Consider the following 23386-nt stretch of genomic DNA (forward strand, 5'->3'; position numbering starts at 1 on the left):
TACCCCCGGAAAGGAGCATCGCCGTGACGACATCCAAACGCAGACGGGAAAGCGCCTGGAAAAGCCGCAAGCAGCAGGCGCAGCACCCGCACGACAAAGGTCCTTCCCTGCACGAGTTGGCCCACAACGCCGGCCAATCGGACGACGGGGAATCCGGGGCTCCGTTGCTTTAACGCAGCGGGCGGCACCGCGAAGGCCGTCCCGGACCGGCGATCGTGCCGGCGGGACGGCCTTCGTTCATCCTCCAGGCCTTTCCGCTAAGTCACCCTATGTTTCTCCGCCAGCGTCAATCGCCGGCCTCGCACATCCAAGATAAGCCGGCCCTCCTCCAGCCCCCAGATGTGATCCGCGAACTTCTCCGCCAGCTCCAGCCGGTGCAGCGTGACGACGACGGTCGTTCCTTTATCCCGGGTGAGCTGCTTAAGCATGGCCATGATATCCTCTTGGGCATGCGGATCGAGACCGGAGACGGGCTCGTCGGCGACGATCATCTCCGCTCCGTGTGCGATGGCGCGGGCGACGGCGACGCGCTGCCGTTCCCCGCCGCTCAGCTTCTCCGCATGGAGATGCGCCCGGTCGATCAAGCCGACGTTTTCGAGCGTCTCCATCGCGCCCATGTAATCGTCGTTGCGGACCAACCCCGTCATGCGGCGAAACCACGAGACTTGGCCGATCGCGCCGATGATCACGTTTTTCAGCGCCGATTTCTTTTCGTATAGAAGCGCTTTTTGTTCGAGATACGCGATTTTCCGCTTCAGCCGCAGCTTGCCGAAAAAGCCGAGCTTGTTCGCGTCCTGGCCGTCGAAGCGATATTCGCCCGAAGACCAGGACTCGCGCAGCGCCAGGCAGCGCAGCAGCGTCGACTTCCCGCTCCCGCTCGATCCGACGACCGCGACGATCGTACCAGGCTCCAGCTGCCCGTGAATGTTTTCCAGTACCTTTTTTCCTTGCGGAAGCTTACGCGACAATCCCGTTATTTTAATCATTGCTGCACGTATTCCTCCTGACCCGGTTCGCCGCAGACCCCGATCGGCGGTTGCGATGCGGGCATCCCGGCTCTATCGGCCTCTATGAACCTCTTTTTCTATGCTATTCTAGTTTATTTCATTACGGAATGCCTTTCCATACGAACAAATGTTTGGTATAATCGAAATAAGAACAAATGTTCCGACATTTATCAGTCAAAGGTGGAATGATGGATGGAGAACTGCGAACACCTCCGCTACCTGGAACCTTCCCGAGGGGCCCGGCCGTCACGAGATCTGACTTTCAAATTTTACGATAGCGGCAAGTTGGTCATCGTGGACAACGACACCGGACATACGATGAACCCCCGCGAGCTCAGCGGGGGCAGCTACGATTTTTATGTACGCCAGCGCATCGCCTTCATCAAGCGCGAACTGTCCGCCAAGATCTCCAAGTACGCTTGACCCCGCTTACGGCAAGTTCTTGTTGATTTTGTTCAAGCTTGGCGGCCGGCTGGACATTTTGTTCAGCCGGGTCGCTTTGGCCTCCGACTTGAAGCGTGCCATGTTTTGTTGGTCATCGGCTTTCGTGCTTCCGTTTCTCGGCATCCTTTCGTCACCTCCCGCCCTTCATCGCTTGCCGCCGGCATGATCTGCCGCGCGTATGGCCGATGGGGGCTTTTCTCATAGCTTTCCTCATCGGAGACATTTACAAACCTGTGTCCGGCGGGGATAATGAGGACATGCCCTTGCGCGGACGCCTGACGGGCGCCGCGACGAGGCTGCTTGACCGTAACCTTTTCCGTTCCGAATGGATAAGCTAACGACAGCGAAGGTTGCGAGGATGGATGAAGGAGCCGGTTTTCATGAAGCAGCAGATCCTGTTCGATTTGGACGATACATTGATTTATTGCAACAAATATTTTCACCTCATCCAGGACCAATTCGCCGATCTGATGACGACCTGGTTCGCCTATGCCGGTCTAACACGCGAAGCCGTTCTGGAGAAGCACGCCGAGATCGATATCGCCGGGGTGCAGCTGGTCGGGTTTCAGAGCGAACATTTCCCCCAATCGTTCGTAGACACTTACCGGCATTACAGCAATTTGTTCGGCCGTCCGCGCAGCGAAGAGGAGGAGCGCCATTTATGGCAGCTGGGATTGAGCGTGTACGAGCAGGAGATCGAAGCTTATCCGCATATGAATGAGACGCTCGACAACCTGGCCCAGAGCGGCCACCGCCTGCATTTGTATACGGGCGGCGATCCGGTCATTCAGCGCCGGAAGATCGAGCAGATGAACTTGGAGCGCTACTTCGAGGATCGCATCTATATCCGCATGCACAAAAATACGGACGCGTTGAAGGAGATTTTGCGGGACGGCCGATTCGATGTCGACCGTACGTGGATGATCGGCAACTCGGTCCGCACCGACGTCCTGCCCGCTCTCGCATGCGGTCTTAACGCCATTTATCTGAAGCAGGAGCTGGAGTGGGTATACAACGTGCTGCCGATCGACGCTTCGCCACAGGGTGCCTTCCTGACGCTGAGCGCGCTGCCCCAGGTGCCGCCCGCCATCGCCGGTTATCTATCAGGTAACGGCTGAGCGCTCGGATTCGAGGTTTGGGGTGGTTTACACCCGCGCTTCCGGGCCGATTCGGCGCAATCAATAACGTCAGGCCGTTTCGACTTCGTCCATATGGACGCGCGGAACGGCCTGTTTCCTATTCAAGCGGAATAAAAGGATCAGGACGGAGGCAGCGAGGCGAGCTTGTCGAACAGCTTGCGCACCCCGATTCCCCAGGCGGGATCCTCGGCGTACGTACGGTTGAACCATTGAAATGGGTCGCGCCCTTCCGGTCTGGATCTCCCCAGCTTGGCGAGCAGTTTGGCGGCGATATCCGACGTGTCCAGGATGTCCGTGTTGTACTCCTCCCAGCTGTGAAACACATTAAACGGATTGTTCGCGATTCGCTCCGCCTGCTTGTTCGACTTCGGCACGAAGCCCTGCTCCTGCCCGACGATCGCGAACAACAGCAGCGGGTTCACGTCGTGCTTGCGCGCGCTCTTGACGATCGCGCCGAAATAAGGCTCGTCCGCCAGTATCGAGTCGCGGCCGCGCAGGTACGTTTGCACCGCCTTCGCGTCGATCTCCGCATAGCGAAGCTGCGCGGGCATGCCGATGTCCGGCTTGGGCGTCGGCTGCGAGCCCGCCGCAGGTGCTGGTGCAGTCTCTTGCGCCGGCGCCTCGCGCGGGAGCAGTTGCGGAGCGGCGATCGTGAGTCCGGCCGCGAGCCCGACGGCGATAAACGGCCATGCGAGACGCCGTCCCGGGATGCGGAGCAGGCTGCGGGCAGACCGCCCCGCGTCCGCTGAAGCCGGCGCCTCGCCGACAAACGTCTCGGCGGCGGCCGCCCCCGGCGTGCCTGGCGGTAGCCTGGCGTCCCGCAAGCGGGCCGCGAGCCGCTCGGCGGACCAAGGCTCCGCCGAGCGCTCGTTCAGCCAGGCGAGCAGCGTGCCCGGTTCGAGCACGTTCGCCCCGTCCGCTTCGCCGCAAGCGTCCAGCACGTCCTCGGGCAGCACCTCCCGCTGCTCCGCCACGATGCAGCGGTGGATCAGGTTATCCGTCACCTTTCGCCTCAACGATTCCGGCCAGTCCGGCAGACGCTGTTCGATGGTGCGGCGAATGGCGTCGGCGACGATCTCCGCCTGCCGCCCATCCGTCAGAGGAGCGTACTTCGTCTGCACGTAACGCCGGATAACCAGTACGTCCTGCGGCGACAACAACGCGGCTCGCTCCACCTTCCGCCCTCCTCTCCCGTCTCTATCCGTCCTAGCAAATCTAGGAAACAGTTTATCATAGACTTCCTAATCGTGGAAGACGCTCGCCGGGTGGCGAGGGGAGCATATTGTCTAGCGGGAATATTTTAACAAAAAAATGACTGAACATGTATTTCCGATTTGATATCATTTTGCCTTAAAAATTTCATTAAATCATTGCTCAGCTGCACAATCTCATTGTTAGCATTATTCGCATAATCCGGCAGCATCATATCCCTAACCATTTTAGTTCGCAGCCATGTCATAAAGAAAAGATCCAAAAATAAGTTTGGAAATTGAAGCACCATTTTAAGCATGGGTGGATCAATTGAAACGCCAGCTTTTTGTATTGCCCTTAGATACGCTTTTAAAGTGACTGTTATTTGGCGTGCCGTCTTTCTGGTTCTGGCTGGTTTTTTGTCAATTATCTTATTCTCAGAATACAAAACGCTCAACATGGCAATGTCTGATACGGAATGTGTGATTAGATACGCTTGCATATCCTTTTTAATAACGTAGGGAAGCTTTGCTGTTTTAAATAATTTTGCGAGGTTCTCTATCCGTTCTGTCACTACTCCGTTCATTTCTCCAAATGCAGTTGCCATTATAATCTTTGGTAGAAATCGAGCATGCAATACTCCATCTTTAATCTGTCCGCCGAAGCCGGGAAAAGCCGGTAAAAGTCTATCCCCTACGATATCCAGCCACGAAGAAAATCCAATTGAATTGCTAGTCATCGTAACTATATTTTTGCTTTGATTATCTTTTAGCGCTAACAACGCTGATTCGGACCGATCATAACGAACGGTAACGAAAATAAAATCGTATACATCGTCATTTTCGAGCGTATCAATGACATTCACTTGTATCGATCTAACTGTACCTTTTTCTTTATATTGCAGGCCATTTTCTCTTAATGATTTAAATCTATTAGAATGTGCAAACAGGGTAACGTCAAACCCTGCTTCAATAAGCTTAATTGCGTACATGCTCCCGATGACACCTGCACCAAAAATTAAAATTCTATCTTGTTTTGCTGACATTAAACCCCCCCCCTACTTATTAACATTTCCTTTTGATTATCAGACAACATGTTGTATGATGTGATTGTAAATCTTCATTATCCCTTGATCAACCATCAGTTTTTTATGATTTGTCGGATGATATTCTTATTCGCTAGTAGGAGGGAAACATGAAAAAGCAACCCCAAATAACGGAGAAAACAAGACAAATGTTTGTAGAAGTTTTTTGTGAGTTATATAGCCAAAAGCCGATTGAGAAAATTTCGGTTCAGGAAATTGCGAATAAGTCAGGATATAACCGCAGCACCTTTTATCAATACTTTACCAACATTTACGAATTGTTAGACTCTGTTGAAAATGACTTATTGAATGACATAAAAAAAGAATTGGCGAATAAAGAGCCATCCATGCATACGGTTCAAGATACGCTCTATTGTCTGGACAAAAGAGAACATCTCCTGGTTCTTCATGCCCTTTTGGGCGATTATGGAAATACCCGTTTTTTAAAACGCTTAAAAAAAGAAATCACTTTGGGTCAATTAGAATTAAACGTTCCGCAAAACCATTCCTTAACGCCATACTTAATTGAGTTTTACCTGACAACTTCCCTTTCTTTATTTCGTCTTTGGCTCCAGCGTCAAAAGGATTTATCGTCAGAAGAATTTTTCAAGTTAGTGGAGAACCTATATTCAAGAGGGATCACGCCCTATTTTAAAGAATGAGTCTGTCATTCATACCCATTCCATATGTTGTATAACCATACAAGTAGTATCAATTCAGCGTATCAATCCTTAGATGTGATCTTTAGCTTTTCAGTAAAGTATTCTCGCCGGTTTCCAGCTATACTAAAAGTATAAGTATTGAAACGTTTGTTAAGAAACATAGGGGATGGTTCCTTTGAACATCGGGCAAAAGCACATAGTCGCAAGGATCATGGAGGAGAACTTCTTGAATCCCGTTTCCCTTAACGACCTGGCCTATTTGTCCGGCAGATTCAAAAGGGATTTTCAAGCCATATACAACACCCCCCCCCCCGCTCAAATGGGTTCGCAATCGGAGGCTGGTTAAAGCCAAGGAACTATTAGCGGAAACGGCGTTATCTGCTACGGATGTCTGTTTTTCGACCGGATTCGAAAATATCGCTCACTTTTCCAAAGTATTCAAGGAAAGATTCGGACTCCCACCGTCGGAGTTTAGACAGCATGGGGTATTTTGCTCCAACCGACGGCCGAGGCCCCCATGTTCGCAGTTGGAGCACTTTGCTCCATCTGGAGCTAGCCTATCTTCTTCATGCCCGTAGTTGGAGCACTTTGCTCCATCTAGCGGTGGCCTAAGCCCCTCTCGCCCGCCACCGGAAACGGACGCGGCACTTACGCGTCCGACCCGGACTGCACTGCGCGCCGAATCGCCGCCAAGACGGGCTCGCTGCGCACGTACGCTTCGATCTGCTCCTTCTCTCCCACGGTAAATTGGTATTCGCAATCGCATCCTTCGTCGAGCGGGATCATCTGGATCGGATGACCCTCGTGGGTGCAGACGATCAAGCCCGTCAGATCGATCAGGTCCGTCGGGATCGGCGTGGACGCTTCCGTCTCGAAGCGGAGCTCGACGTCCACCCACTGGCCGTCCCGCCGCTCGATCGAAGGCGAGAAACCGACAAACTTCAACTCTCTCGCGAACTCGTCACCATATCGGATCACGGAAATCCGCCTCGCTTTCTTCTCTATCCGTTTTTTTTCTGCGCGAAAAAAGCGCGTTTTCGGCGGCGTGCCCTGCGGGCCCGGCCCCCGATTTCGCTCAAAAGGGCTGCCCCGAAACGGCGTCAAGCGACCCGCCCCGGAGCAACCCTCCAGATTTCCTATGAAGTCGGTGCCGTCCGCCGGTTAAGGCAGCATCGTCGAGCCCATCAGGTACCGGTCGACTTCGCGGGCCGCTTCGCGGCCTTCGTTGATCGCCCAGACAATGAGGCTCTGCCCGCGGCGCATATCACCTGCGGCGAAAACTTTGTCTGCGCTCGTCCTGTATTTGCCGTAAGCCGCCTTCACGTTCGTGCGGCGGTCGGTCTCGAGCCCCAGCTGCTCGATCAGCGTCGACTCCGGACCTTCGAAGCCGACGGCGACGAGTACGAGATCGGCCGGCCATACTTTTTCCGAGCCCGGGATCTCTTCGTAAATTTTGCGGCCTTGGTCGTCGACGTAGCGGCGGATTTGCACGGTGTGCAGCTCTTTGACGTTGCCGTTCTCGTCGGCGACGAACTTCTTCGTCAGAACGGAGAACGCCCGCGGGTCTTCGCCGTACAGCGCCTTAGCTTCCTCGTGGGCGTAGTCGAGCGTGTAGACGTTCGGGAATTCCGGCCACGGGTTGTTGATCTGGTCGCGCGTGAGCGGCGCTTTGGCGTGCGTGCCGAATTGGGAGACGCTCGCACAGCCGTGACGCAGCGCGGTAGCGACGCAGTCGGTGCCGGTATCGCCGCCGCCGATGACGATCACGTGCTTGTCCTTGGCGGAAATATAATTGCCGTCGGCGAGGTTCGAATCGAGGTAGCTCTTGATCGTGCCGTTCAGGTACTCCATGGCGGGGTAGATACCCTTGAGGTTCGCGCCTTCGACCGGTCCGAGGCCACGGGCTTTGGTGGCGCCGCCGCAGAGCACAATCGCGTCGTACTCCTCGACGAGCTGGCTGGCGGGAACGTCCTTGCCGATCTCGGTGTTCGTGACAAAATCGATGCCTTCGGCGGCCAAAAGGTCGACGCGGCGTTGGACGATGTCCTTTTCGAGCTTCATCGTAGGGATGCCGTACGTGAGCAGGCCGCCCGGACGGTCGGCTCGCTCGAATACCGTCACCTGATGGCCGGCTTTGTTCAGCTGCGCGGCGGCGGCGAGGCCGGCCGGGCCTGAGCCGACGACGGCTACGCGTTTGCCGGTACGGGACTTCGGCGGCTGCGGAACGACCCAGCCTTCCTCGAAGGCGCGGTCGATGATCGCCTGTTCGATCGTCTTGATCGTGACGGCATCGCCGATGAGACCGACGGTGCAGGATCCTTCGCAAGGCGCCGGGCACACGCGGCCGGTAAACTCGGGAAAGTTGTTCGTTTTGGCGAGACGCTCGTAAGCTTCTTTCCAGAGACCGCGATAGACGAGATTGTTCCACTCGGGAATCAGGTTGTTGATCGGACAGCCGGAAGCGCCGCCCGACAGCTCCATGCCCGTATGGCAGTATGGCGTGCCGCAGTCCATGCAGCGGGCACCCTGGGTGCGCAGCTGCTCTTCGGAGAACATCCGGTGGAATTCCTTCCAATCCTTGATGCGCTCGAGCGGGTCGCGATCGCTAGGAAGCTCGCGCTGATATTCCATAAATCCCGTAGGTGTCGACATCCCATTTCCCCCATCTGTCGGTAGTTCGCACGATCACTTGCGTTTCTGCATCAATCGATATATCCATTGAAGGCCGAACTTGCAAGCCTATATGCGTCAAGGATTTGCGCGTGTATGATCCCTCATCTTACCCTACTGGAGAGGCGTCCAGAATGGATTATCCTCTCAATTTTTTGCACTTTTCGTCGACCGTCGGACATAGGTGCAAAAAGCGAAGGCGATCGGATTGTCCGCGTTCGGCTCGACCGGCGTTCGCGAGATCAGCTCCCATTCGTCCTTGTCGAAAGGCGGGAAAAAGGCATCCCCCTCCACAGGTTCAGCCAGCTCCGTCAGGAGCAGCCGATCTGCTACAGGCAGCAGCTGACGGTATACGTCCGCTCCGCCGATGACCATCAATTCGCTTTCCCCGTACTTGCGCAACGCTTCATCGACCGATCGCACCAGCACGCAGCCTTCCGGCGCCTCGGCCATCGCCCGCGAAAGCACGACGTTGGTTCGGCCGGCGAGCGGCCTGCGCAAGGAACGGAACGTGCGGCTCCCCATCAGCACCGGCTTGCCCATCGTCTGCGCCTTGAAAAAGGCCATATCGGACTTCAGCCGCCATGGCAAATCGTTGTCCGCGCCGATGACGCCGTTGCTGGCGACGGCTGCGATCATCGTAATCGACATCCGGTCCTCTCCCCCTGATCCACTCTGTCTTTTTTTCCATCATAACATAGCATGTCGGAAAGCGACTACGGAGGAAATGATGACAATCCCGCAAAATCGATCGCAAATCCGTTCAATCAGAGCCCGAAACAGCTCAATCGTTCGGATTCACAACGGCAAAATGCAAGTGATCCTGCCATTTCCCGTTGATGAGGACGTTCTTTTTGTTCAGCCCTTCACGCTCGAAGCCGGCTTTTTCCACGACCCGGATGGACTTCTCGTTGTGCGGCATGACGCCCGCTTCGACCCTGTGCAACTTCAACTCATTAAAGGCAAAGTCGACAACTAGACGCAGCGCATCGCTTGTATAGCCCCGTCCGTTTAGCGCCTGGTCCAGATAGTAGCCGACCCAGCACGATTGGAGCGCGCCGCGCACGACCTGCATGAGCGAGATCTGCCCGATCAGCTCGTCCGTATCCGTTCGAAAAATGCCGAATACGTATTTTTCGTCCGCTTCCGCCAGCGCTTTGTTCTTCTCGAACTGCTCGATCTGAAAGTCGGCGGAATAGAATTCTTCGCTGCGTTCGTACAAGAAAGGCTGAAAAAACGCTTGGTTGCGACGGTGAAGCTCTACGAACGCTCGCGCGTCCCTCGCTTCGAGCGAGCGCAGCTCGATGCGTTCGTTTTTGATGTTCATCGGTATTCCTCCCCGGATATAAAGATCACCACGGCGCGAGAATCGGCCGTGGTGATACCGGCCGCTCGTCTGCCGCTGTTCGGCTAGACGGCGATCGGCGCCTTGATCGTCGGATGATACTCGTAGCCAACGAACTCGAAGTCCTCGATCCGGTAATCGAAAATGGAATCCGGCTTGCGCTTGATGACAAGCTGCGGCAGCGGGAACGGCTCCCGCGTGAGCTGCAGCTTGACCTGCTCCACGTGATTGCTGTAAATGTGCACGTCTCCGCCGGACCAGATGAATTCGCCGACTTCGAGGCCGCACTGTTGGGCCATCATATGGGTGAGCAGCGCGTAAGAGGCGATATTGAACGGCAGGCCCAGAAACGTGTCGACAGAGCGCATCGTGAGCATGCACGAAAGCTTGCCGTCGGCCACGTAGAACTGGAAGGCGAAATGGCATGGCGGCAGCTTCATGTTGTCGACCTCCGCGACGTTCCACGCGCTGACGAGATGCCGGCGCGAATCCGGATTGCGCTTGATCGACTCGACCACTTGGGCGATCTGATCGAAGCGCCGACCGTCCGGACCTTCCCAGGCGCGCCATTGGGAGCCGTAGACGGGACCCAGATCGCCGTTATCGTCGGCCCATTCGTCCCAGATGCGGACGCCGTTTTCCTTCAAATAGCGGATATTGGTTTCGCCGCTGAGAAACCACAGCAGCTCGTGAACGATCGACTTAAGGTGCAGCCGCTTCGTCGTGACGAGCGGGAAGCCTTGCTGCAGGTCGTAGCGGAGCTGACGGCCGAACACGCTGATCGTCCCGGTCCCGGTCCGGTCGCCTCGCTCGACGCCATGTTCCAAAATGTCTTGCAGCAAATCCAAATAATTGCGCACGAAGAGCACCACTTTCTTTCGGGATGGATTCTGTTATTGTATCACTTCTCTTGTCCCTCTGTCGACGAGTAGCGACGCTTTCGACGCTCCTGCCGGTGGGCGTACCGTTCCGCCGCGCTGTCGTGCAGCGCCCGCTCGGCGTCGTTCTCCGGATAGACGGCCGGCACCGCCGTCGGCTTGCCCTGCTCGTCCAAGGCGACGAACGTGCTGAAAGCCGTGACGGTGAGACGTCTCGCGCCGGTGAACAGATTTTCCGCTCGCACGACGCAGTACACCTCCATGGAGCTGCGATGCGTCCACGTGACGAACGCCTCGAGCTCGATCGCTTCGCCGACGCGGATCGGGGACAGAAAGTCGAGACTGTCCGACGAAGCCGTCACGACAGGCCGGTTGCAATGGCGCATCGCGGCGATGGCCGCGATTTTGTCGATGTATTGCATCAGGGTGCCGCCGAACATCGTGCCGTGGTGGTTCGTGTCGCCCGGGAATACCATCTCCGTCATGACGGAGCGGGAACCGGCGATCGGCCGGGCATCGGGTTGACCTGTATTTTCGCGCATGGGGCCGCCTCTCTCTCGCCGCGAATCTCTCGAACGTCTCGCGCTATTATCGCCTTGTCTGCCGCAAGGCATGCACGATCGAACGCGTATCTTCATTATATGGCATCGCAAGCGGTAACGGCTTCGCCCTTTGCAAATTTCGCGAGCGTCAGCGGATTCGTTTCCCGCCGATGCCGAACCAGACGATTCCGGCCATCCAGGCGCCCTTGCGGCGTGGAGAAGAGGGAACCCTTCCCTCCGCGGACTTTTCGGCCTCGGCCAGCGGATTCCGTCCCTTGTACGTCGCTTCGCGGTATTCCGCCAATTTCTCGATCCAATGTTGATGCTCCAGCATCGTCTTCCCCTCCGTTTCATCCTCTCTCTATGCTTCATTATGCGCTGTTCAAAAGGGGTTAAAAAGCGTATAATCGTCTCAAACGATTTCCCCTTTTCCATGGGCACACGCCGGAAGGAGGCCGAAAAGGTGATAACGGCAGAACGATACTTGACGCTTTACGAACGGTTCGGCGGGGAGACGAGCGAAGGCCAGCCGGTCGAAGCGACGCTCGAAGAGCTGTCCGAGACGCTGTACTGCACCCCTCGGAACGCCAAGCTCATCCTGCACCGTCTCGAGGAGGAAGGTCTCATTGACTGGATCCCGGGCCGCGGCCGGGGCAACCGCTCCCGCATCGCCTTCAAGGTGCAGAAGGAAAGCTTCCTTCTCGACCTGTCCCAATGCCACGCGGAGCAGGGCGACTACCGGCTCAGCTTCGAGCTTCTCCAATCCTACGGCGGGGGGACGCAGGCGAAGCCCAAATTTCTCGAGTGGCTGAACGGCCAATTCGGCTACCGCAAGGAAGACGCCAAAGACGGCACCCCCGCTAGCGACAGGCTGCAGTTTCCCGTGTATCGCCCCATCGTGACCTTGGATCCGGCGGAGGTGAACTACGCCTTCGATGCCCACCTGGTGCGCCAGCTGTTCGATCGCCTGCTCCGTTTCGACCCGGCGCTCGGCAAGATCGTTCCGTTTTTGGCCCACCATTGGACCTCGAACCCGGAAGCGACCGAGTGGACCTTCTATTTGCGCAAAGGCATCTTGTTCCATGACGGCCGCGAGCTCACTTCGCGGGACGTCGTGTACACGCTGAACCGGTTGCGCGGCACCACGCAAAACCGCTGGGTGATGCGGGGCGTCGAGCAGATCGACGCGCTCGGCTCGCGCGTCGTACGCGTACGCCTGAACAAGCCCAACCGGATTTTCGACCGGTTTGTATGTACCTGCGCCGCCTCCATCCTGCCCGCCGACCTGGGCGGAGCCGAGGAGCAAGATTTTTGGCGATTGCCGATCGGGACGGGGCCGTTTCGGCTCGTATCGCATTCGAAGCACTGCATCGAGCTCGCCGCCCATACCGCCTATCACGAAGGCAGACCCTACCTCGATGGCGTCGACGTGGTCATCATGCCCGAAGAGTGTCTGACAACGGCGACGAGCATGCCTGAGGTGTTGTTCCAGGATGGCGACGATATGCCGCCGCCCGATCGTCATCTGGAAAATTGGCAGGCGCTCACCCAGCTTTGCCAGGGCTGCACGATGCTTACCTGGAACCTCCGGCGCGACGCTCCGCAGCTTTCCGAAGCGTTTCGCCGCGCGGTGCGGATGATTCTGAACCCCCTCGACCTGATCCGGGAGCTCGGCGGAGATCGGGTGCTGCCGGCCTTCGGTTTCCGTCCGGAAGCGAGCCAATCGCGATCCGTCGAGCCGTTTCGGCCGGAGCGCATCAAGACCGCCTTGCTCGAATCGTATTACGACGGAACGCCTCTCCGCTTCGTCTCGCACGTTAAATTCGAATCGGATGCCCGCTGGATCGTCTCTCGTCTCGCCCAATGGGGAATCCGCGTCGACCTGCAACTGAACACGTGGCAGGATACGGCCCAATACTGTACGCCGCTCGAAGGCGCCGACTTCACGATCTCCGGACTCATCTTGTCGGAAGACGAAGTGTGCGAGATCGAAGCTTACGCGCACGGGGATTGCGTCTTTCAAGCCTATCTGGACGACGAGCGGCTCGAATGGATCCACGGGCGCATCGACGCCGCATTGAGCGCGGACACCGAAGCTTGCAGGCGTCAGCATCTGAAGGTGATCGAGGAGCACATCCGCGACGAAGCGTCGGTTATCTTCCTCCACCACAAGGAGCTCCGGACGTATCTCCACCCCTCCGTGCGCGGCGTCAGCCTGAATTCGCTCGGGTGGATCGATTTTAAGGACATTTGGCTGGAAAAGCTGGCTTAATCGAAAAAGATGACGTATGGCAAAAAGAAGACCGCTCCCGCAGCTGACGCTCGGGAGCGGCCTTCTTTTAATAAATGAGACTCGATGCTTCGGGAAAACGGCGCTTATTTCTTCGGAGCGACCGTATGGATCGGATGGCCGAGCGCGAGCTCCGCCGCGTCCATCGTAATCTCGCCGAGCGTCGGATGCGCGTGGATCGTGAGGGCGATGTCTTCGACCGTCGCGCCCATTTCGATCGCGAGGCCCAGCTCGGCGATCATGTTCGAGGCTTCGACGCCGGCGATTTGCGCGCCCAGGACGAGGCCCGTATCGGCGTCGGAGATGATCTTCATGAAGCCGTCGGCGCCGCCCAGCGTCACTGCGCGGCCGTTGCCGCCGAACGGGAACTTGCTGGACTTGGCGTTATGGCCTTTTTCCTTCGCTTCCTTCTCGGTGTAGCCGACGCTCGCGCATTCCGGATCGGTGAACGCGACGGCCGGGATGCACTTGTAGTCGACCTTGGACGGCAGTCCCGCAATCGCCTCGGCGGCGACCTTCGCTTCGTACGAAGCTTTGTGCGCCAACGCCGCGCCCGGGACGATGTCGCCGATCGCGAAGATGTGCGGGATGCTCGTGCGGCATTGATCGTCGACTTCGACGAGGCCGCGGTCGGTCAGCTTGATGCCGATCAGGTCGAGGCCAAGCTCTCCGTCCGTATTCGGACGGCGGCCGACGGTGACGAGCAGATAGTCCGCCGTGACGGACTTCGTCTCGCCGCCGACTTCATAGGTGACGGTAACGTCTTTGTCGGACTGCTCTGCGCTTTTCGCGAGCGCGCCGGTGACGATCTCGACTTTGTTTTTCTTCAGCTTCTTCACGACGAGCTGGCTCATGTCCTTGTCGAAGCCGGGCAGGATCGTGTCGGCGCCTTCGAGGATCGTGATCTCGGTGCCGAACTTCGCGTACATCTGGCCGAGCTCGGCGCCGATGTAGCCGCCGCCGATGACGACGAGGCTCTTCGGCACTTCCGGCAGGGACAGCGCTTCGGTCGAAGACAGGATGCGGCCGCCGAACGGGAACGGCTTCAGCTCGATCGGGCGGGAGCCCGTCGCGATGATGCAGTTCTTGAAGCGGTAGCGCGGCGCTTCTTGATCGTTGAACAGACGGGCTTCGTGTTCGTTGATGAACATGACTTCGCCTTGGAACAATTGCACCTTGTTCGCTTTGAGCAGCATCTCGACGCCGCTCGTCATCTTGTTAACAACGGAGCCCTTGTATTCTTGCACTTTGCCGAAGTCGACGCCGACGTTGTCCGCGGACAGGCCGTAATCGGCCGCGTGCAGCATCGATTCGTAGTGGTGAGCGGCGTTAATGAGCGCCTTCGACGGGATGCAGCCGACGTTCAGGCAGACGCCGCCGAATTTGCCTTTGTCCGCGATGATGACTTTTTGTCCGAGCTGAGCGGCGCGGATCGCCGCAACGTAACCGCCGGGACCTGCTCCGATTACTAATGTGTCGATGTCCAGAGAAGCGTCTCCTACTACCATCGATTACACCTCCATGACGAGCAGCTCGGGATCGGCGAGCAGCTGTTTAATGTAGTTAAGGAAATTCTGGCCCGTGGCGCCGTCGACGATCCGGTGGTCGAAGCTGAGGCTCAGCGCCATGACGGATGCCGCGACGATTTCGCCGTTTTTGATGACCGGCTTCTCGGAGATGCGGCCGGTGCCGAGGATTGCGACTTCCGGGAAGTTCAGGAGCGGCGTGAAGAACATGCCGCCCGCGGAGCCGATGTTCGTGATGGAGATCGTGCTTCCGCGCATCTCGTTCGGCGAGAGCTTGCCGTCGCGGCCGCGAACGGCCAGGTCGCGAATTTCGTTCGCGACGGTCCAGATGTTTTTGCGGTCGACGTCGAAGACGACCGGCACGAGAAGGCCGTTGTCCGTATCGGTCGCGATGCCGATGTTGTAGTACTTCTTATAGACGATTTCGTTCGCCGCTTCGTCGATCATCGCGTTCATAGCCGGGAACTCGCGGCAGGCCGCGACCAGCGCCTTGACGATGAACGGAAGGTACGTCAGCTTGACGCCTTTCTTCTCGGCGACCGGCTTCGCGCGGGCGCGGAGCGCAACGAGTGCGGTGACGTCCACTTCGTCCAGAAGGGTAACGTGCGGCGCGGTGTACGCCGATTTGACCATCGCGTTCGCGATCGCCTTGCGAACGCCCTTGAACGGCACACGCTCTTCTACGCCAGGGCCGGCTTGCGCGGCGCGGGCCGCAGGCGCGGCTGCAGACGCTTGTCCGGCTGCCGCAGGCGCTTCTGCCGCCGCTTCCGCCTTCGGCGCGCCGCCGCTGGCGAAGCCAAGCACGTCTTCGCGGGTGATGCGGCCGTTTTTGCCGGTGCCGCCGACTTCGGCGATATTGACGCCCTTCTCGCGGGCGAGCTTGCGGACGCTAGGCGTCGCAAGGACAGGACCGCCGGCTGCCGGCTTCGATTCGGCTGCGGGCTTGGACTCGCCCGCCGTTTGCGCGGCCGGCGCTTCGGCTGCGGGCGCTTGAGCCGGCTGACCCTTCGTGTCCGCGCCGCCGGTCGCCGCGTTGCCGCCGCCGTTGTCGGTGCCGTGGCTTTCGGCGTGCGGCTGCTCCGGCAGCTCGCCTTCCGCTTCGATGACGGCGACAACTTCGCCTACGCGCATCGTCTGGCCGTCCTTGGCGAACACTTCGAGCACTTTGCCATTGACCGGGCAGGGCACTTCCATGATCGCCTTGTCGTTCTGTACTTCCATCAAAATATCTTCGTCCGTAACCGCTTGGCCGGGCGCGATGTGCATCTTGACGATCTCGCCTTCGTGCAGCCCTTCGCCAAGCTCGGGGAACCGGTATTCGAATCTTGCCACTTGACCTACCTCCTGTCCACTTAGAACTGCATCACTTGGTTAACGGTCTTCACGATGCGCGCCGGCGTAGGCAGCCAGGAGTCCTCGATGAGGGCGAACGGATAGACGGTATCCGGTCCGGCGCAGCGAAGCACGGGCGCTTCCAGATGCAGGATCGCTTTTTCGTTGATTTGGGCGATGATTTCGGCGGCAGCGCCGGACGTCTTTTGCGCTTCTTGCACGACGATCGCGCGATTCGTCTTTTCGATCGAAGCGACGATCGTGTCGATATCGAGCGGGAGCAGCGTGCGCAGGTCGATGACCTCGGCGGATACGCCGTTCTTCTCCAGTTCTTCGGCCGCTTTCATCGCGGTATGAACCATGAGGCCGTAAGCGATGATGGTGACGTCCTTGCCCTCTCTGACGACTTTTGCCTTGCCGATCGGGACGGTGTATTCGCCTTCCGGCACTTCGTCGCGGAACGCGCGGTACAGATTCAGGTGCTCCATGAAGAAGACCGGATCGTTGTCGCGGATCGCGGAGATGAGGAGCCCCTTCGCGTCGGCCGGATTCGAAGGCACGATCACCTTGATGCCCGGCGTCTGGATGGCCAGGCCTTCGAGCGAGTCGGTGTGCAACTCGGCCGCTTTGACGCCGCCGCCGAACGGCGTGCGGAAAACGATCGGCGCGTTGTAGCGGCCGCCGGAACGGTAGCGCATGCGGGCGGCTTGTACGAACATTTGATCCAATGCTTCATAAATAAATCCGACGAACTGGATTTCCGCGATCGGGCGGAAGCCTTGGATGCCGAGGCCGACGGCCAAGCCGCCGATGGCGGATTCGGCGAGCGGCGTGTCGAACACGCGCTGCTCGCCGAACTCCGCTTGCAATCCTTCCGTTGCGCGGAAGACGCCGCCGACCTTGCCGACGTCTTCCCCGAAAATCAGCACGTTCGGGTCGCGCTTCAGTTCGACCCGCATCGCGTCCTTAATCGCCTCAATCATATTCATTTGCGCCATGCTGTGAACTCTCTCCCATCTATGGATTGTCAGCCGTATCGTCCGTTCTCTTTAGAAATCGGCCTTCTGCTCTTCGAGGTGCGCCGGCGTTTGCTCGAACATGGAGTCGATCAGGCCCGCGACGGTCATCTTTTCCGTCTGCTCGGCTTTCTTGATATGCTCGTTCACGGCCGCTTTCGCTTCTTCCTTGACGCGGGCGGTGTCTTCCTCGGACCACAGGCCCTTGGATTCGAGGTACTTGCCGAAGCGGACGAGCGGATCTTTGAGGCTCCACTCCTGCTCTTCTTCCTTCGTCCGGTACTTGGTCGCGTCGTCGGACATCGAGTGCGGACGGAACCGGTACGTGAGCGCTTCGATCAACGTCGCCCCGCCGCCGTTGCGCGCGATCTCGGCCGCTTCCTGGACCGCGGAGATGACCGCGAGCACGTCCATGCCGTCGATCTGCACGCCGCGCACGCCTGCCGCCAGCGCTTTGTGGGCGATCGATTGGGCGCCCGTTTGCTTGGCGAACGGCGTCGTGATGGCGTAGCCGTTGTTTTGCACGAAGTAAATGACCGGCAGCTTGAAGGAGCCGGCGAAGTTCAAGCCTTCGTAGAAGTCGCCTTCGGAGGAGCCGCCGTCGCCGGTGTAGGTGATCGCGACGCGTTTCTCGCCCTTCAGCTTGAAGCCCATCCCGATGCCCGTGGCATGCAGAATCTGCGCGCCGATGATGATCTGCGGCATGAGCACGTTAACGCCTTCGGGGATCTGGCCGCCGTGCTGGTGGCCGCGGGAGTACAAGAATGCCTGGTACAGCGGCAGGCCGTGCCAGACGAGCTGCGGCATGTCGCGGTAGCCCGGGCAGACGAAGTCGTCCTTCGTCAGCGCGTATTCGCTGCCGACCATCGTGCCTTCCTGGCCGGATACCGGCGCGTAGAAGCCGAGGCGGCCCTGACGGCCGAGATTGACGGCGCGATCGTCCCACGTGCGGGTAAATACCATGCGATACATGATTTCCTTCAATTGCTCGTCGGACAGCTTCGGCATCGCGTCGGGATTGACGACTTCTCCTTCCGGAGACAATACCTGAAGCGGTCTTACGTCTTCCGAGTGAACTACGTGCGGGAATTGTTGAACCGGCTTGGCCGGGGCGTCCAAGGAACCTTTACTCATTTCTCGATCACCTCGTCATGAATTGTGGAAGAGGGGTTTCTGTTATAGAATTATTATAGCTCTGTTTGATTGGTTTGGTCAAAGCAAAAAAGGCTTTATGATTGATTTTTTAGCGTTTGACCGACCACTTTGTTTGTAGTACAGGGCATAGGTTTTGATATAACACAGTAATACAAAATGCATGGCCGAACATACTCCGCCAGCGGGCGAAGCCGTCCATTCCATGGTTTGCCCATGCCGGAGGGTTGCCATACCCGAATCCCTTGGAGAGAGGATGTCCCCATTGACCCCTGATCAGCCGGTCCGCCGCACCGTCGTGAAGCACCAAATTCCCAGCGCCCGCTTGGCGTCTGGCGAAAGATCCGTTCGATTGTATTTACCCCCGGACTACCGGGATGACGTCGCGTATCCCGTCGTTTACTGCCAGGACGGAGAAGATTTCTTCAATTTCGGACGCGTCGCTACGATCGCTCACGAGCGCATCGCGGGCGGCGTCTGGGAGCCGTTCGTCATCGTCGGCGTCGACGTCGACAAAAAAGTCCGGACCGAAGAGTATCAGCCGGGCAGCGAGCGGCACGAAGCGTACCTTTCCTTCTGGATGGAAGAGCTGGTCCCGTACGTCGAAAGCCGATACAGCGTGCGCCGGGACCCGACCGGCCGCCTGCTCGCCGGCGATTCGCTCGGCGGCGCGGTCAGCCTATCCATCGCGCTGCGCCATCCGGAGGCGTTCACCCGCATCCTCTCGCTTTCCGGCGCCTACTACGACGCGTCGATCCGTCAGATCCAACAGGCGGCCGACCTGTCGCATTTGGCGCTGTGGATGATCGTCGGCCTGCAGGAAACCGCCTACCAAACGGACCACGGCACCTTCAACTTCGTCGAGCTGAATCGCATGGCCCGCCGCCTGCTCGAGCGCAAGGGCGCCTACATCGATTATCGGGAAAAGAACGGCGAGCACAAATGGGGCTTTTGGCAGACCGAGCTGCCGGAAGCGCTCGGCGCGTTCCTCGGCCCGGAAGCCCATATGTAATTGGCCGTCCCAACGAGAACTCGAAGTCCCTTCAGCGCAAAAAACCTCCGATTCCGCTTGAACTTGCGGTTCGGAGGTTTCGTTTTTACGCGGCATCCAAAAGCTATTCCCCGTTCGGCCCGCGCCGCGGGAATAGCCTTTCCGTTTCTTCGAGCAGGCGCCGCACGTCCGCTTCGTCGGGACTGCCGTTCTGACGGAACGCGAGCAGCTTGTCGCGAAGCGTTAGCGCCGCCGCCTCGTAAGCCGGCGCATCCGCCGCGGCGCCGTCCGGGTCGTACCAGACGTAGCCTCCGCCCGGGCCGTTGCGCAAATAAGCGGCGCGCCATTCTTCGGGATACGCCGGCCACGACTCGCCCAGGGCGATCGAAATGACGTCGTCGTGCGCCAACGGAAGCAGATGATGGTACTGTTCCTCCGCCCCGCCCCCGGCCACGTTCAGATGGCGTACGGCATAATGGAGATAATGCTCGCCGGTGAGGTCATCCTTCAGGAGACGGTACATTTCGTGTTCCCGTTCGGCCAGCGCCTTCACTTCCGCGAGGCGTTCGGCCAACAGCGTCTCCGGAACGAGCTTCAGAGACGAGAGGGGCTCGCCTGCCCCCGCTCCCTCGCCGGAGCTTTCGAATCGGTCGATCGGCATCGTCGCTTCGCCGCCTTTCCTTTTATCCCGCCAGACGCGGGCGAATGCGCTCGAGCAGCAGGTCGCAGCCGGCGCTCACCAGCGCGTACGTCTCTTCGAAATCTCCCGTATAGTACGGATCCGGCACGTCCTGGAGGACGCTGTCCGGCACGATCGACAGCAGGCGGATGACTTCCGCCTTGGCGTCGTTCCCGACGACGGCGCGAATGTCGCGCTCGTTGTTCGCGTCCATCGCGACGATCAGATCGAAGGCGTCCCCGTCCCCCGGTTGGAGCTGACGCGCGCACATGCCCTCATAAGAGATGCTTTTGCCGTCCAGCAGCCTGCGCGTCCCTTCATGAGGCGGCTTGCCGATGTGCCAGTCTCCCGTCCCGGCCGAATCGGCTTCGATCGCATCCGCCAATCCGGCGGCGCGCACCCTTTCCCGGAAGACGGCTTCCGCCATCGGAGAACGGCAGATGTTGCCGAGACAAACGAACAATACACGATAAGGCATCGTTACATGACACTCCCGTCTTTGGCGCTGCCCGTCTGCACGTATTTCCGGCGCGGCAGCTTCCATTTGTAATGAACCGACAGCATGCGAAACAGAACGGTCAGGACGAACAGGACGATCAGCTCCCAAGTCGCCTTGAGCTCCCCGAGGCCGACGGCGAGCCCCGCCGCCAGCGCCCAGACCGCGTAAATTTCGTCCCGTAGCACGAGCGGCTTGCGTCCCGCCATGATGTCCCGGATCATCCCTCCCCCGATGCCGGTCAGCATCGCGGCCACCATGACGGCGCTGGCCGGCAGCTTGGCGTTCACGGCGTACATCGCGCCTTGGATGGCGAACGCCGCCAGGCCGATCGCATCGAAGAACGCTTCGCTCCGCTTCCAATGATGAATCCAAGCCATCGGCAACACGAAGACGATGAGGATGGCGATCCCCGCCGTTTTCAAAAACAGCCCTTGGCTCCAAAGCGAAGTGACGGGCACGCCGATCAGCAGGTTGCGGACAACCCCGCCTCCGAACGCCGTCACGAGCCCGAGCACGAAGACGCCGAGAATATCGTATTCTTCCTCCATGGCAACGATCGCGCCGCTCACGGCGAAAGCGATCGTGCCGATCAAGCTGAACAACTGGAACATATCCAGGTGATAAAGCGTCCAATGCAACGTCGACAACCCCCGAAGCTCAAATCAAACCTAATCCATTGTACCGATTGTCCGCGCCCTGCCGCAACGGTCATTTTTGGCGTCGCATCCCGTCCGAATACCCGCTATACTGGACCTATTGCAGATCTTGCGCCGTCTTGCGCATGGGAGGAACATCCGATATGACCGAAAGCCAATATCGGCGCGCCGTCATTCTCGCCGGCGGCAGCCTCGGGCCGTGGAGCTTGGCGCACATCCGGCCGGACGACTATTTGATCGGTGCCGACCGCGGCGCCGCCTTCCTCGTCGAGCACGGCTATACGCCGAACCTGGCGCTCGGCGACTTCGATTCGGTCGACGAAGCCGAGCTGGCCGCCGTCCGGAGCCGCGCCGAGCATTTTCGGGGCTACGATGCCGTCGACAAAGACTGGACCGATACCGAGCTCGCGCTGCGCGAAGCGCTCGATCGCGGCTATCGCGACATCGTGGTGCTCGGCGGACTCGGCACCCGATTCGACCATAGCTTGGCGAACGTCCACCTTCTCGCCGTCGCGCTGGAGGAGGGCGCGACGGCGAGACTCGTCGACGCCCACAACGAGATCCGCCTCCTGGCCGACCGGTGCCGGCTGGAGGCGGATGAGCGCTATCCGTATGTCTCGCTGCTGCCGCTGACCCTCGAAGTGACCGGCGTGACCCTGACGGGCTTCGCCTACCCGCTGACGGACGCGACGCTGAAGCTCGGCATGACGCTCGGCATCAGCAACCGGCTCTCCGCGGCTAGCGGGGATGTCGAGATCAGCAGCGGCCGGCTTCTCGTCATCCGCAGTCGCGACTAAACCGTCAGGACAAGCCCGGCATGCGCGAAACGCACCCGAGGCGGCAGCGCGTAATCCCGCCGCACGTCGATATCGTGGGACAAGTGCGTAAAAACGGCCGAGGGGACGCCCAACTCCTCGAGCAGCGCCAGCCCCTCGACGACGTCGTACAATGAGCGCGTCTCCTTCGGAAACGGCTCCCGGTAGTAGCTCGTGCCGAGCACGAGCAGCGACAAGCCCCGCAGCGGGGCTTTTTGCGTTTCGGTCAAATCGATCGAATCGGGACAATACGCCCAAGAGACGCCTCTCGTCCGATCGTCGAATCGGTAGGCGTAAGCATAGCCGTTCTTGCCGTGGTTCACCTTCCACGTTCGAATGTCCCAATTGCCGTAAGACATTCCCGCATCGTTGGGCGTCGACAGCAGCCGGCTGCCGATCCAGGGGAACCGCTCGGCCGCTTCCGCGAGCACTTCAGCCGGTCCGTACAGACGCGCCGTCTCCCGGCGCCAGCGGCAGGCGTCCGCCCATTCGGCCAATCCTCCGATATGGTCGAAATGCGCGTGAGTGAGCAATCCTTGCCGGACCTGGCGCACGCCGAGCCGCTCCATCTGGGTGCGCCAGTCGGGACCGCAATCGACGAGCAGCGGCGCTTCTCCCTCCGCCTCGAGCCAAACCGACGACCGGAGCCGCGCGTTCGCGCCGGTCGTCCGCGCCTCCGAGCAGACGGGGCATTCGCAGTAAACCCGCGGCGTTCCCATCGAATCTCCGTTGCCCAGTATCGTAATCTTCATCATTTCGCGTCGATCGCCCTTCCCCGTCGCAAGCCGGCCCGCGTCAAATCGGCAGCAGGTCGACCGCTTCGCGGGCTTCCAGCCGCGACATCATGTCATGCCACTCCTGCGGCTTGTTGGGCAGCGCGGAATAATACCAGCGCAGGAAGCCGCTCGCAAGCGAAGCCGGGAGCGTCTCGCGGGACGCGTCCGTCGGGCGGAAGCAAAAGTCGAGCCCCCGCACGGCCTTGCCTTCATGGTCCCACGAAGGATGGACGTAATCGATGTCGAGCTTTTTGAAGCCAAGATGCGACAGCACTTCCCGGCGGACGGCCGGATGCATCGGCGACACGCGCCCTTCGGGTGGGCCGGCAAGCGCCGGATCGTAGATTTCCGCGAACATGCCGAGCGACGTCGTGCCGCTCTCCGCCTCCAGCCGGCGCAGATGGTCTTCCCGCTGCACGAGCAGGAACCGGCCGATGCCGAGCCCCGGCCGCCCTACGATCGTAAAGTCGGTCATGGCCGCCTGGAACTCCGGCCGGTACCGATACTCCGTCGCGCCGACGACCTCGTCGTCCAGAATGGCGACATAGACGTGGATGGTCGGATCGAGCAGCGGCTCTCTCCAAAGTTCGTAAGCCAGCACTTCCTCCGGCGGGAATACCTCCCCCATCAGCCGGTGCATTTTCGCAAAGTAGGGGTCGTCCGCCGAGGCGATTTTATGATAGATCAATGAC

Annotated in this window: 28 protein-coding genes; 8 read left to right on the forward strand and 20 right to left on the reverse strand. The window is 59.1% G+C overall.

Features of this window, described 5'->3' with window-relative positions:
* Positions 1–23: 23 nt before the first annotated feature.
* On the forward strand, positions 24–173 hold the full coding sequence (locus LKX83_RS08705) for a DUF6254 family protein (protein ID WP_227881785.1): 150 nt from the start codon (positions 24–26) through the stop codon (positions 171–173).
* Positions 174–257: 84 nt separating this feature from the next.
* Here LKX83_RS08705 and LKX83_RS08710 read toward each other — a convergent pair whose 3' ends face one another.
* Positions 258–986, reverse strand: coding sequence for a phosphonate ABC transporter ATP-binding protein (locus tag LKX83_RS08710; protein WP_227881786.1), 729 nt, complete (start codon positions 984–986; stop codon positions 258–260).
* A gap of 213 nt (positions 987–1199) precedes the next feature.
* Between LKX83_RS08710 and LKX83_RS08715 the strand changes: the two genes are divergently transcribed.
* On the forward strand, positions 1200–1430 hold the full coding sequence (locus LKX83_RS08715; RefSeq protein ID WP_227881787.1) for a hypothetical protein: 231 nt from the start codon (positions 1200–1202) through the stop codon (positions 1428–1430).
* 6 nt (positions 1431–1436) lie between these two features.
* On the opposite strand, the gene LKX83_RS08720 is transcribed toward LKX83_RS08715, so the two are convergent.
* Positions 1437–1574 (reverse strand): hypothetical protein, encoded by a 138-nt coding sequence (locus LKX83_RS08720; protein ID WP_227881788.1) that lies wholly within the window; start codon positions 1572–1574, stop codon positions 1437–1439.
* A gap of 257 nt (positions 1575–1831) precedes the next feature.
* On the opposite strand from LKX83_RS08720, the gene LKX83_RS08725 reads away from it, so the two are divergent.
* The gene (locus tag LKX83_RS08725; protein WP_227881789.1) at positions 1832–2569 is read left to right on the forward strand and encodes an HAD family hydrolase; all 738 of its coding nucleotides are present in this window, start codon (positions 1832–1834) and stop codon (positions 2567–2569) included.
* 140 nt (positions 2570–2709) lie between these two features.
* Here the strand turns inward: LKX83_RS08725 and LKX83_RS08730 are convergent, their stop codons facing one another.
* Positions 2710–3765: a hypothetical protein gene (locus LKX83_RS08730; protein WP_227881790.1), complete on the reverse strand. Its 1056-nt coding sequence runs from the start codon at positions 3763–3765 to the stop codon at positions 2710–2712.
* A 125-nt stretch (positions 3766–3890) separates the two neighbouring features.
* The gene (locus tag LKX83_RS08735; RefSeq protein ID WP_227881791.1) at positions 3891–4826 is read right to left on the reverse strand and encodes a ketopantoate reductase family protein; all 936 of its coding nucleotides are present in this window, start codon (positions 4824–4826) and stop codon (positions 3891–3893) included.
* A 149-nt stretch (positions 4827–4975) separates the two neighbouring features.
* Here LKX83_RS08735 and LKX83_RS08740 point away from each other — a divergent pair, with 149 nt between their 5' ends.
* Together LKX83_RS08740 and LKX83_RS08745 are read left to right on the forward strand one after the other, a co-directional pair.
* Entirely contained in the window at positions 4976–5527 is a 552-nt protein-coding gene (locus LKX83_RS08740; protein ID WP_227881792.1) for a TetR/AcrR family transcriptional regulator, read from the forward strand.
* Between the two features lie 338 nt (positions 5528–5865).
* Complete coding sequence (locus LKX83_RS08745; RefSeq protein WP_255654426.1) at positions 5866–6105, forward strand: helix-turn-helix domain-containing protein; 240 nt, start codon at positions 5866–5868, stop codon at positions 6103–6105.
* Between the two features lie 70 nt (positions 6106–6175).
* Here LKX83_RS08745 and LKX83_RS08750 read toward each other — a convergent pair whose 3' ends face one another.
* The 7 genes from LKX83_RS08750 to LKX83_RS08780 form a co-directional block, all read right to left on the reverse strand.
* Positions 6176–6505 carry a hypothetical protein gene (locus LKX83_RS08750; protein ID WP_227881793.1) on the reverse strand — a complete coding sequence of 110 codons (330 nt, stop codon included), beginning with the start codon at positions 6503–6505 and terminating at the stop codon, positions 6176–6178.
* Between the two features lie 183 nt (positions 6506–6688).
* Positions 6689–8179: a glutamate synthase subunit beta gene (locus tag LKX83_RS08755; RefSeq protein WP_227881794.1), complete on the reverse strand. Its 1491-nt coding sequence runs from the start codon at positions 8177–8179 to the stop codon at positions 6689–6691.
* Positions 8180–8344: 165 nt separating this feature from the next.
* The gene (locus tag LKX83_RS08760; protein WP_227881795.1) at positions 8345–8848 is read right to left on the reverse strand and encodes a dihydrofolate reductase; all 504 of its coding nucleotides are present in this window, start codon (positions 8846–8848) and stop codon (positions 8345–8347) included.
* Between the two features lie 133 nt (positions 8849–8981).
* Complete coding sequence (locus LKX83_RS08765) at positions 8982–9524, reverse strand: GNAT family N-acetyltransferase (RefSeq protein ID WP_227881796.1); 543 nt, start codon at positions 9522–9524, stop codon at positions 8982–8984.
* Between the two features lie 83 nt (positions 9525–9607).
* Positions 9608–10402 (reverse strand): thymidylate synthase, encoded by a 795-nt coding sequence (thyA, locus tag LKX83_RS08770; protein ID WP_227881797.1) that lies wholly within the window; start codon positions 10400–10402, stop codon positions 9608–9610.
* Between the two features lie 41 nt (positions 10403–10443).
* Complete coding sequence (locus LKX83_RS08775; RefSeq protein ID WP_227881798.1) at positions 10444–10962, reverse strand: acyl-CoA thioesterase; 519 nt, start codon at positions 10960–10962, stop codon at positions 10444–10446.
* Positions 10963–11110: 148 nt separating this feature from the next.
* On the reverse strand, positions 11111–11296 hold the full coding sequence (locus LKX83_RS08780) for a hypothetical protein (protein WP_227881799.1): 186 nt from the start codon (positions 11294–11296) through the stop codon (positions 11111–11113).
* Between the two features lie 129 nt (positions 11297–11425).
* On the opposite strand from LKX83_RS08780, the gene LKX83_RS08785 reads away from it, so the two are divergent.
* Positions 11426–13234 (forward strand): SgrR family transcriptional regulator, encoded by a 1809-nt coding sequence (locus LKX83_RS08785; RefSeq protein ID WP_227881800.1) that lies wholly within the window; start codon positions 11426–11428, stop codon positions 13232–13234.
* 104 nt (positions 13235–13338) lie between these two features.
* Here the strand turns inward: LKX83_RS08785 and lpdA are convergent, their stop codons facing one another.
* Genes lpdA through pdhA form a run of 4 tightly spaced genes read right to left on the reverse strand, consistent with a single transcriptional unit; the run spans position 13339 to position 18260 of the window.
* Positions 13339–14760 (reverse strand): dihydrolipoyl dehydrogenase, encoded by a 1422-nt coding sequence (gene lpdA / locus LKX83_RS08790; protein WP_227881801.1) that lies wholly within the window; start codon positions 14758–14760, stop codon positions 13339–13341.
* A 3-nt stretch (positions 14761–14763) separates the two neighbouring features.
* Positions 14764–16110, reverse strand: a complete 1347-nt coding sequence (locus tag LKX83_RS08795; RefSeq protein WP_227881802.1) for a dihydrolipoamide acetyltransferase family protein — start codon at positions 16108–16110, stop codon at positions 14764–14766.
* A gap of 20 nt (positions 16111–16130) precedes the next feature.
* Positions 16131–17108 carry an alpha-ketoacid dehydrogenase subunit beta gene (locus tag LKX83_RS08800; RefSeq protein ID WP_227881803.1) on the reverse strand — a complete coding sequence of 326 codons (978 nt, stop codon included), beginning with the start codon at positions 17106–17108 and terminating at the stop codon, positions 16131–16133.
* Between the two features lie 51 nt (positions 17109–17159).
* Positions 17160–18260, reverse strand: coding sequence for a pyruvate dehydrogenase (acetyl-transferring) E1 component subunit alpha (gene pdhA / locus LKX83_RS08805; RefSeq protein ID WP_227881804.1), 1101 nt, complete (start codon positions 18258–18260; stop codon positions 17160–17162).
* Between the two features lie 274 nt (positions 18261–18534).
* Between pdhA and LKX83_RS08810 the strand changes: the two genes are divergently transcribed.
* A complete protein-coding gene (locus tag LKX83_RS08810) occupies positions 18535–19290 on the forward strand; it encodes an alpha/beta hydrolase (RefSeq protein ID WP_227881805.1) in 756 nt (251 codons plus the stop codon).
* A 103-nt stretch (positions 19291–19393) separates the two neighbouring features.
* Here LKX83_RS08810 and LKX83_RS08815 read toward each other — a convergent pair whose 3' ends face one another.
* The 3 genes from LKX83_RS08815 to LKX83_RS08825 are packed head-to-tail and all read right to left on the reverse strand — an operon-like array spanning position 19394 to position 21058.
* Entirely contained in the window at positions 19394–19930 is a 537-nt protein-coding gene (locus LKX83_RS08815) for a hypothetical protein (RefSeq protein WP_227881806.1), read from the reverse strand.
* Between the two features lie 22 nt (positions 19931–19952).
* On the reverse strand, positions 19953–20426 hold the full coding sequence (locus tag LKX83_RS08820; protein WP_227881807.1) for a low molecular weight protein-tyrosine-phosphatase: 474 nt from the start codon (positions 20424–20426) through the stop codon (positions 19953–19955).
* 2 nt (positions 20427–20428) lie between these two features.
* The gene (locus LKX83_RS08825; protein WP_227881941.1) at positions 20429–21058 is read right to left on the reverse strand and encodes a trimeric intracellular cation channel family protein; all 630 of its coding nucleotides are present in this window, start codon (positions 21056–21058) and stop codon (positions 20429–20431) included.
* A 188-nt stretch (positions 21059–21246) separates the two neighbouring features.
* Between LKX83_RS08825 and LKX83_RS08830 the strand changes: the two genes are divergently transcribed.
* A complete protein-coding gene (locus LKX83_RS08830) occupies positions 21247–21900 on the forward strand; it encodes a thiamine diphosphokinase (protein WP_227881808.1) in 654 nt (217 codons plus the stop codon).
* Here the strand turns inward: LKX83_RS08830 and LKX83_RS08835 are convergent.
* Entirely contained in the window at positions 21897–22673 is a 777-nt protein-coding gene (locus LKX83_RS08835; RefSeq protein WP_227881809.1) for an MBL fold metallo-hydrolase, read from the reverse strand. The two genes, LKX83_RS08830 and LKX83_RS08835, sit on opposite strands and share 4 nt — an antisense overlap.
* 40 nt (positions 22674–22713) lie before the next feature.
* A complete protein-coding gene (locus tag LKX83_RS08840; RefSeq protein ID WP_227881942.1) occupies positions 22714–23382 on the reverse strand; it encodes a GNAT family N-acetyltransferase in 669 nt (222 codons plus the stop codon).
* Positions 23383–23386 lie beyond the last annotated feature (4 nt).

Origin of the sequence: Cohnella baijiui (assembly GCF_020731285.1) — a bacterium.
Lineage (GTDB): Bacteria > Bacillota > Bacilli > Paenibacillales > Paenibacillaceae > Cohnella.

Bases quoted from the DNA above. Each gene is read 5' to 3' on its own strand.
- LKX83_RS08710 (WP_227881786.1), bottom strand. From the start codon at position 986: ATGATTAAAATAACGGGATTGTCGCGTAAGCTTCCGCAAGGAAAAAAG.
- LKX83_RS08715 (WP_227881787.1), top strand. From the start codon at position 1,200: ATGGAGAACTGCGAACACCTCCGCTACCTGGAACCTTCCCGAGGGGCC.
- LKX83_RS08720 (WP_227881788.1), bottom strand. From the start codon at position 1,574: ATGCCGAGAAACGGAAGCACGAAAGCCGATGACCAACAAAACATGGCA.
- LKX83_RS08725 (WP_227881789.1), top strand. From the start codon at position 1,832: ATGAAGCAGCAGATCCTGTTCGATTTGGACGATACATTGATTTATTGC.
- LKX83_RS08735 (WP_227881791.1), bottom strand. From the start codon at position 4,826: ATGTCAGCAAAACAAGATAGAATTTTAATTTTTGGTGCAGGTGTCATC.
- LKX83_RS08740 (WP_227881792.1), top strand. From the start codon at position 4,976: ATGAAAAAGCAACCCCAAATAACGGAGAAAACAAGACAAATGTTTGTA.
- LKX83_RS08755 (WP_227881794.1), bottom strand. From the start codon at position 8,179: ATGTCGACACCTACGGGATTTATGGAATATCAGCGCGAGCTTCCTAGC.
- LKX83_RS08760 (WP_227881795.1), bottom strand. From the start codon at position 8,848: ATGTCGATTACGATGATCGCAGCCGTCGCCAGCAACGGCGTCATCGGC.
- LKX83_RS08765 (WP_227881796.1), bottom strand. From the start codon at position 9,524: ATGAACATCAAAAACGAACGCATCGAGCTGCGCTCGCTCGAAGCGAGG.
- LKX83_RS08775 (WP_227881798.1), bottom strand. From the start codon at position 10,962: ATGCGCGAAAATACAGGTCAACCCGATGCCCGGCCGATCGCCGGTTCC.
- LKX83_RS08780 (WP_227881799.1), bottom strand. From the start codon at position 11,296: ATGCTGGAGCATCAACATTGGATCGAGAAATTGGCGGAATACCGCGAA.
- lpdA (WP_227881801.1), bottom strand. From the start codon at position 14,760: ATGGTAGTAGGAGACGCTTCTCTGGACATCGACACATTAGTAATCGGA.
- LKX83_RS08800 (WP_227881803.1), bottom strand. From the start codon at position 17,108: ATGGCGCAAATGAATATGATTGAGGCGATTAAGGACGCGATGCGGGTC.
- pdhA (WP_227881804.1), bottom strand. From the start codon at position 18,260: ATGAGTAAAGGTTCCTTGGACGCCCCGGCCAAGCCGGTTCAACAATTC.
- LKX83_RS08810 (WP_227881805.1), top strand. From the start codon at position 18,535: ATGTCCCCATTGACCCCTGATCAGCCGGTCCGCCGCACCGTCGTGAAG.
- LKX83_RS08815 (WP_227881806.1), bottom strand. From the start codon at position 19,930: ATGCCGATCGACCGATTCGAAAGCTCCGGCGAGGGAGCGGGGGCAGGC.
- LKX83_RS08820 (WP_227881807.1), bottom strand. From the start codon at position 20,426: ATGCCTTATCGTGTATTGTTCGTTTGTCTCGGCAACATCTGCCGTTCT.
- LKX83_RS08825 (WP_227881941.1), bottom strand. From the start codon at position 21,058: ATGTTCCAGTTGTTCAGCTTGATCGGCACGATCGCTTTCGCCGTGAGC.
- LKX83_RS08830 (WP_227881808.1), top strand. From the start codon at position 21,247: ATGACCGAAAGCCAATATCGGCGCGCCGTCATTCTCGCCGGCGGCAGC.
- LKX83_RS08835 (WP_227881809.1), bottom strand. From the start codon at position 22,673: ATGATGAAGATTACGATACTGGGCAACGGAGATTCGATGGGAACGCCG.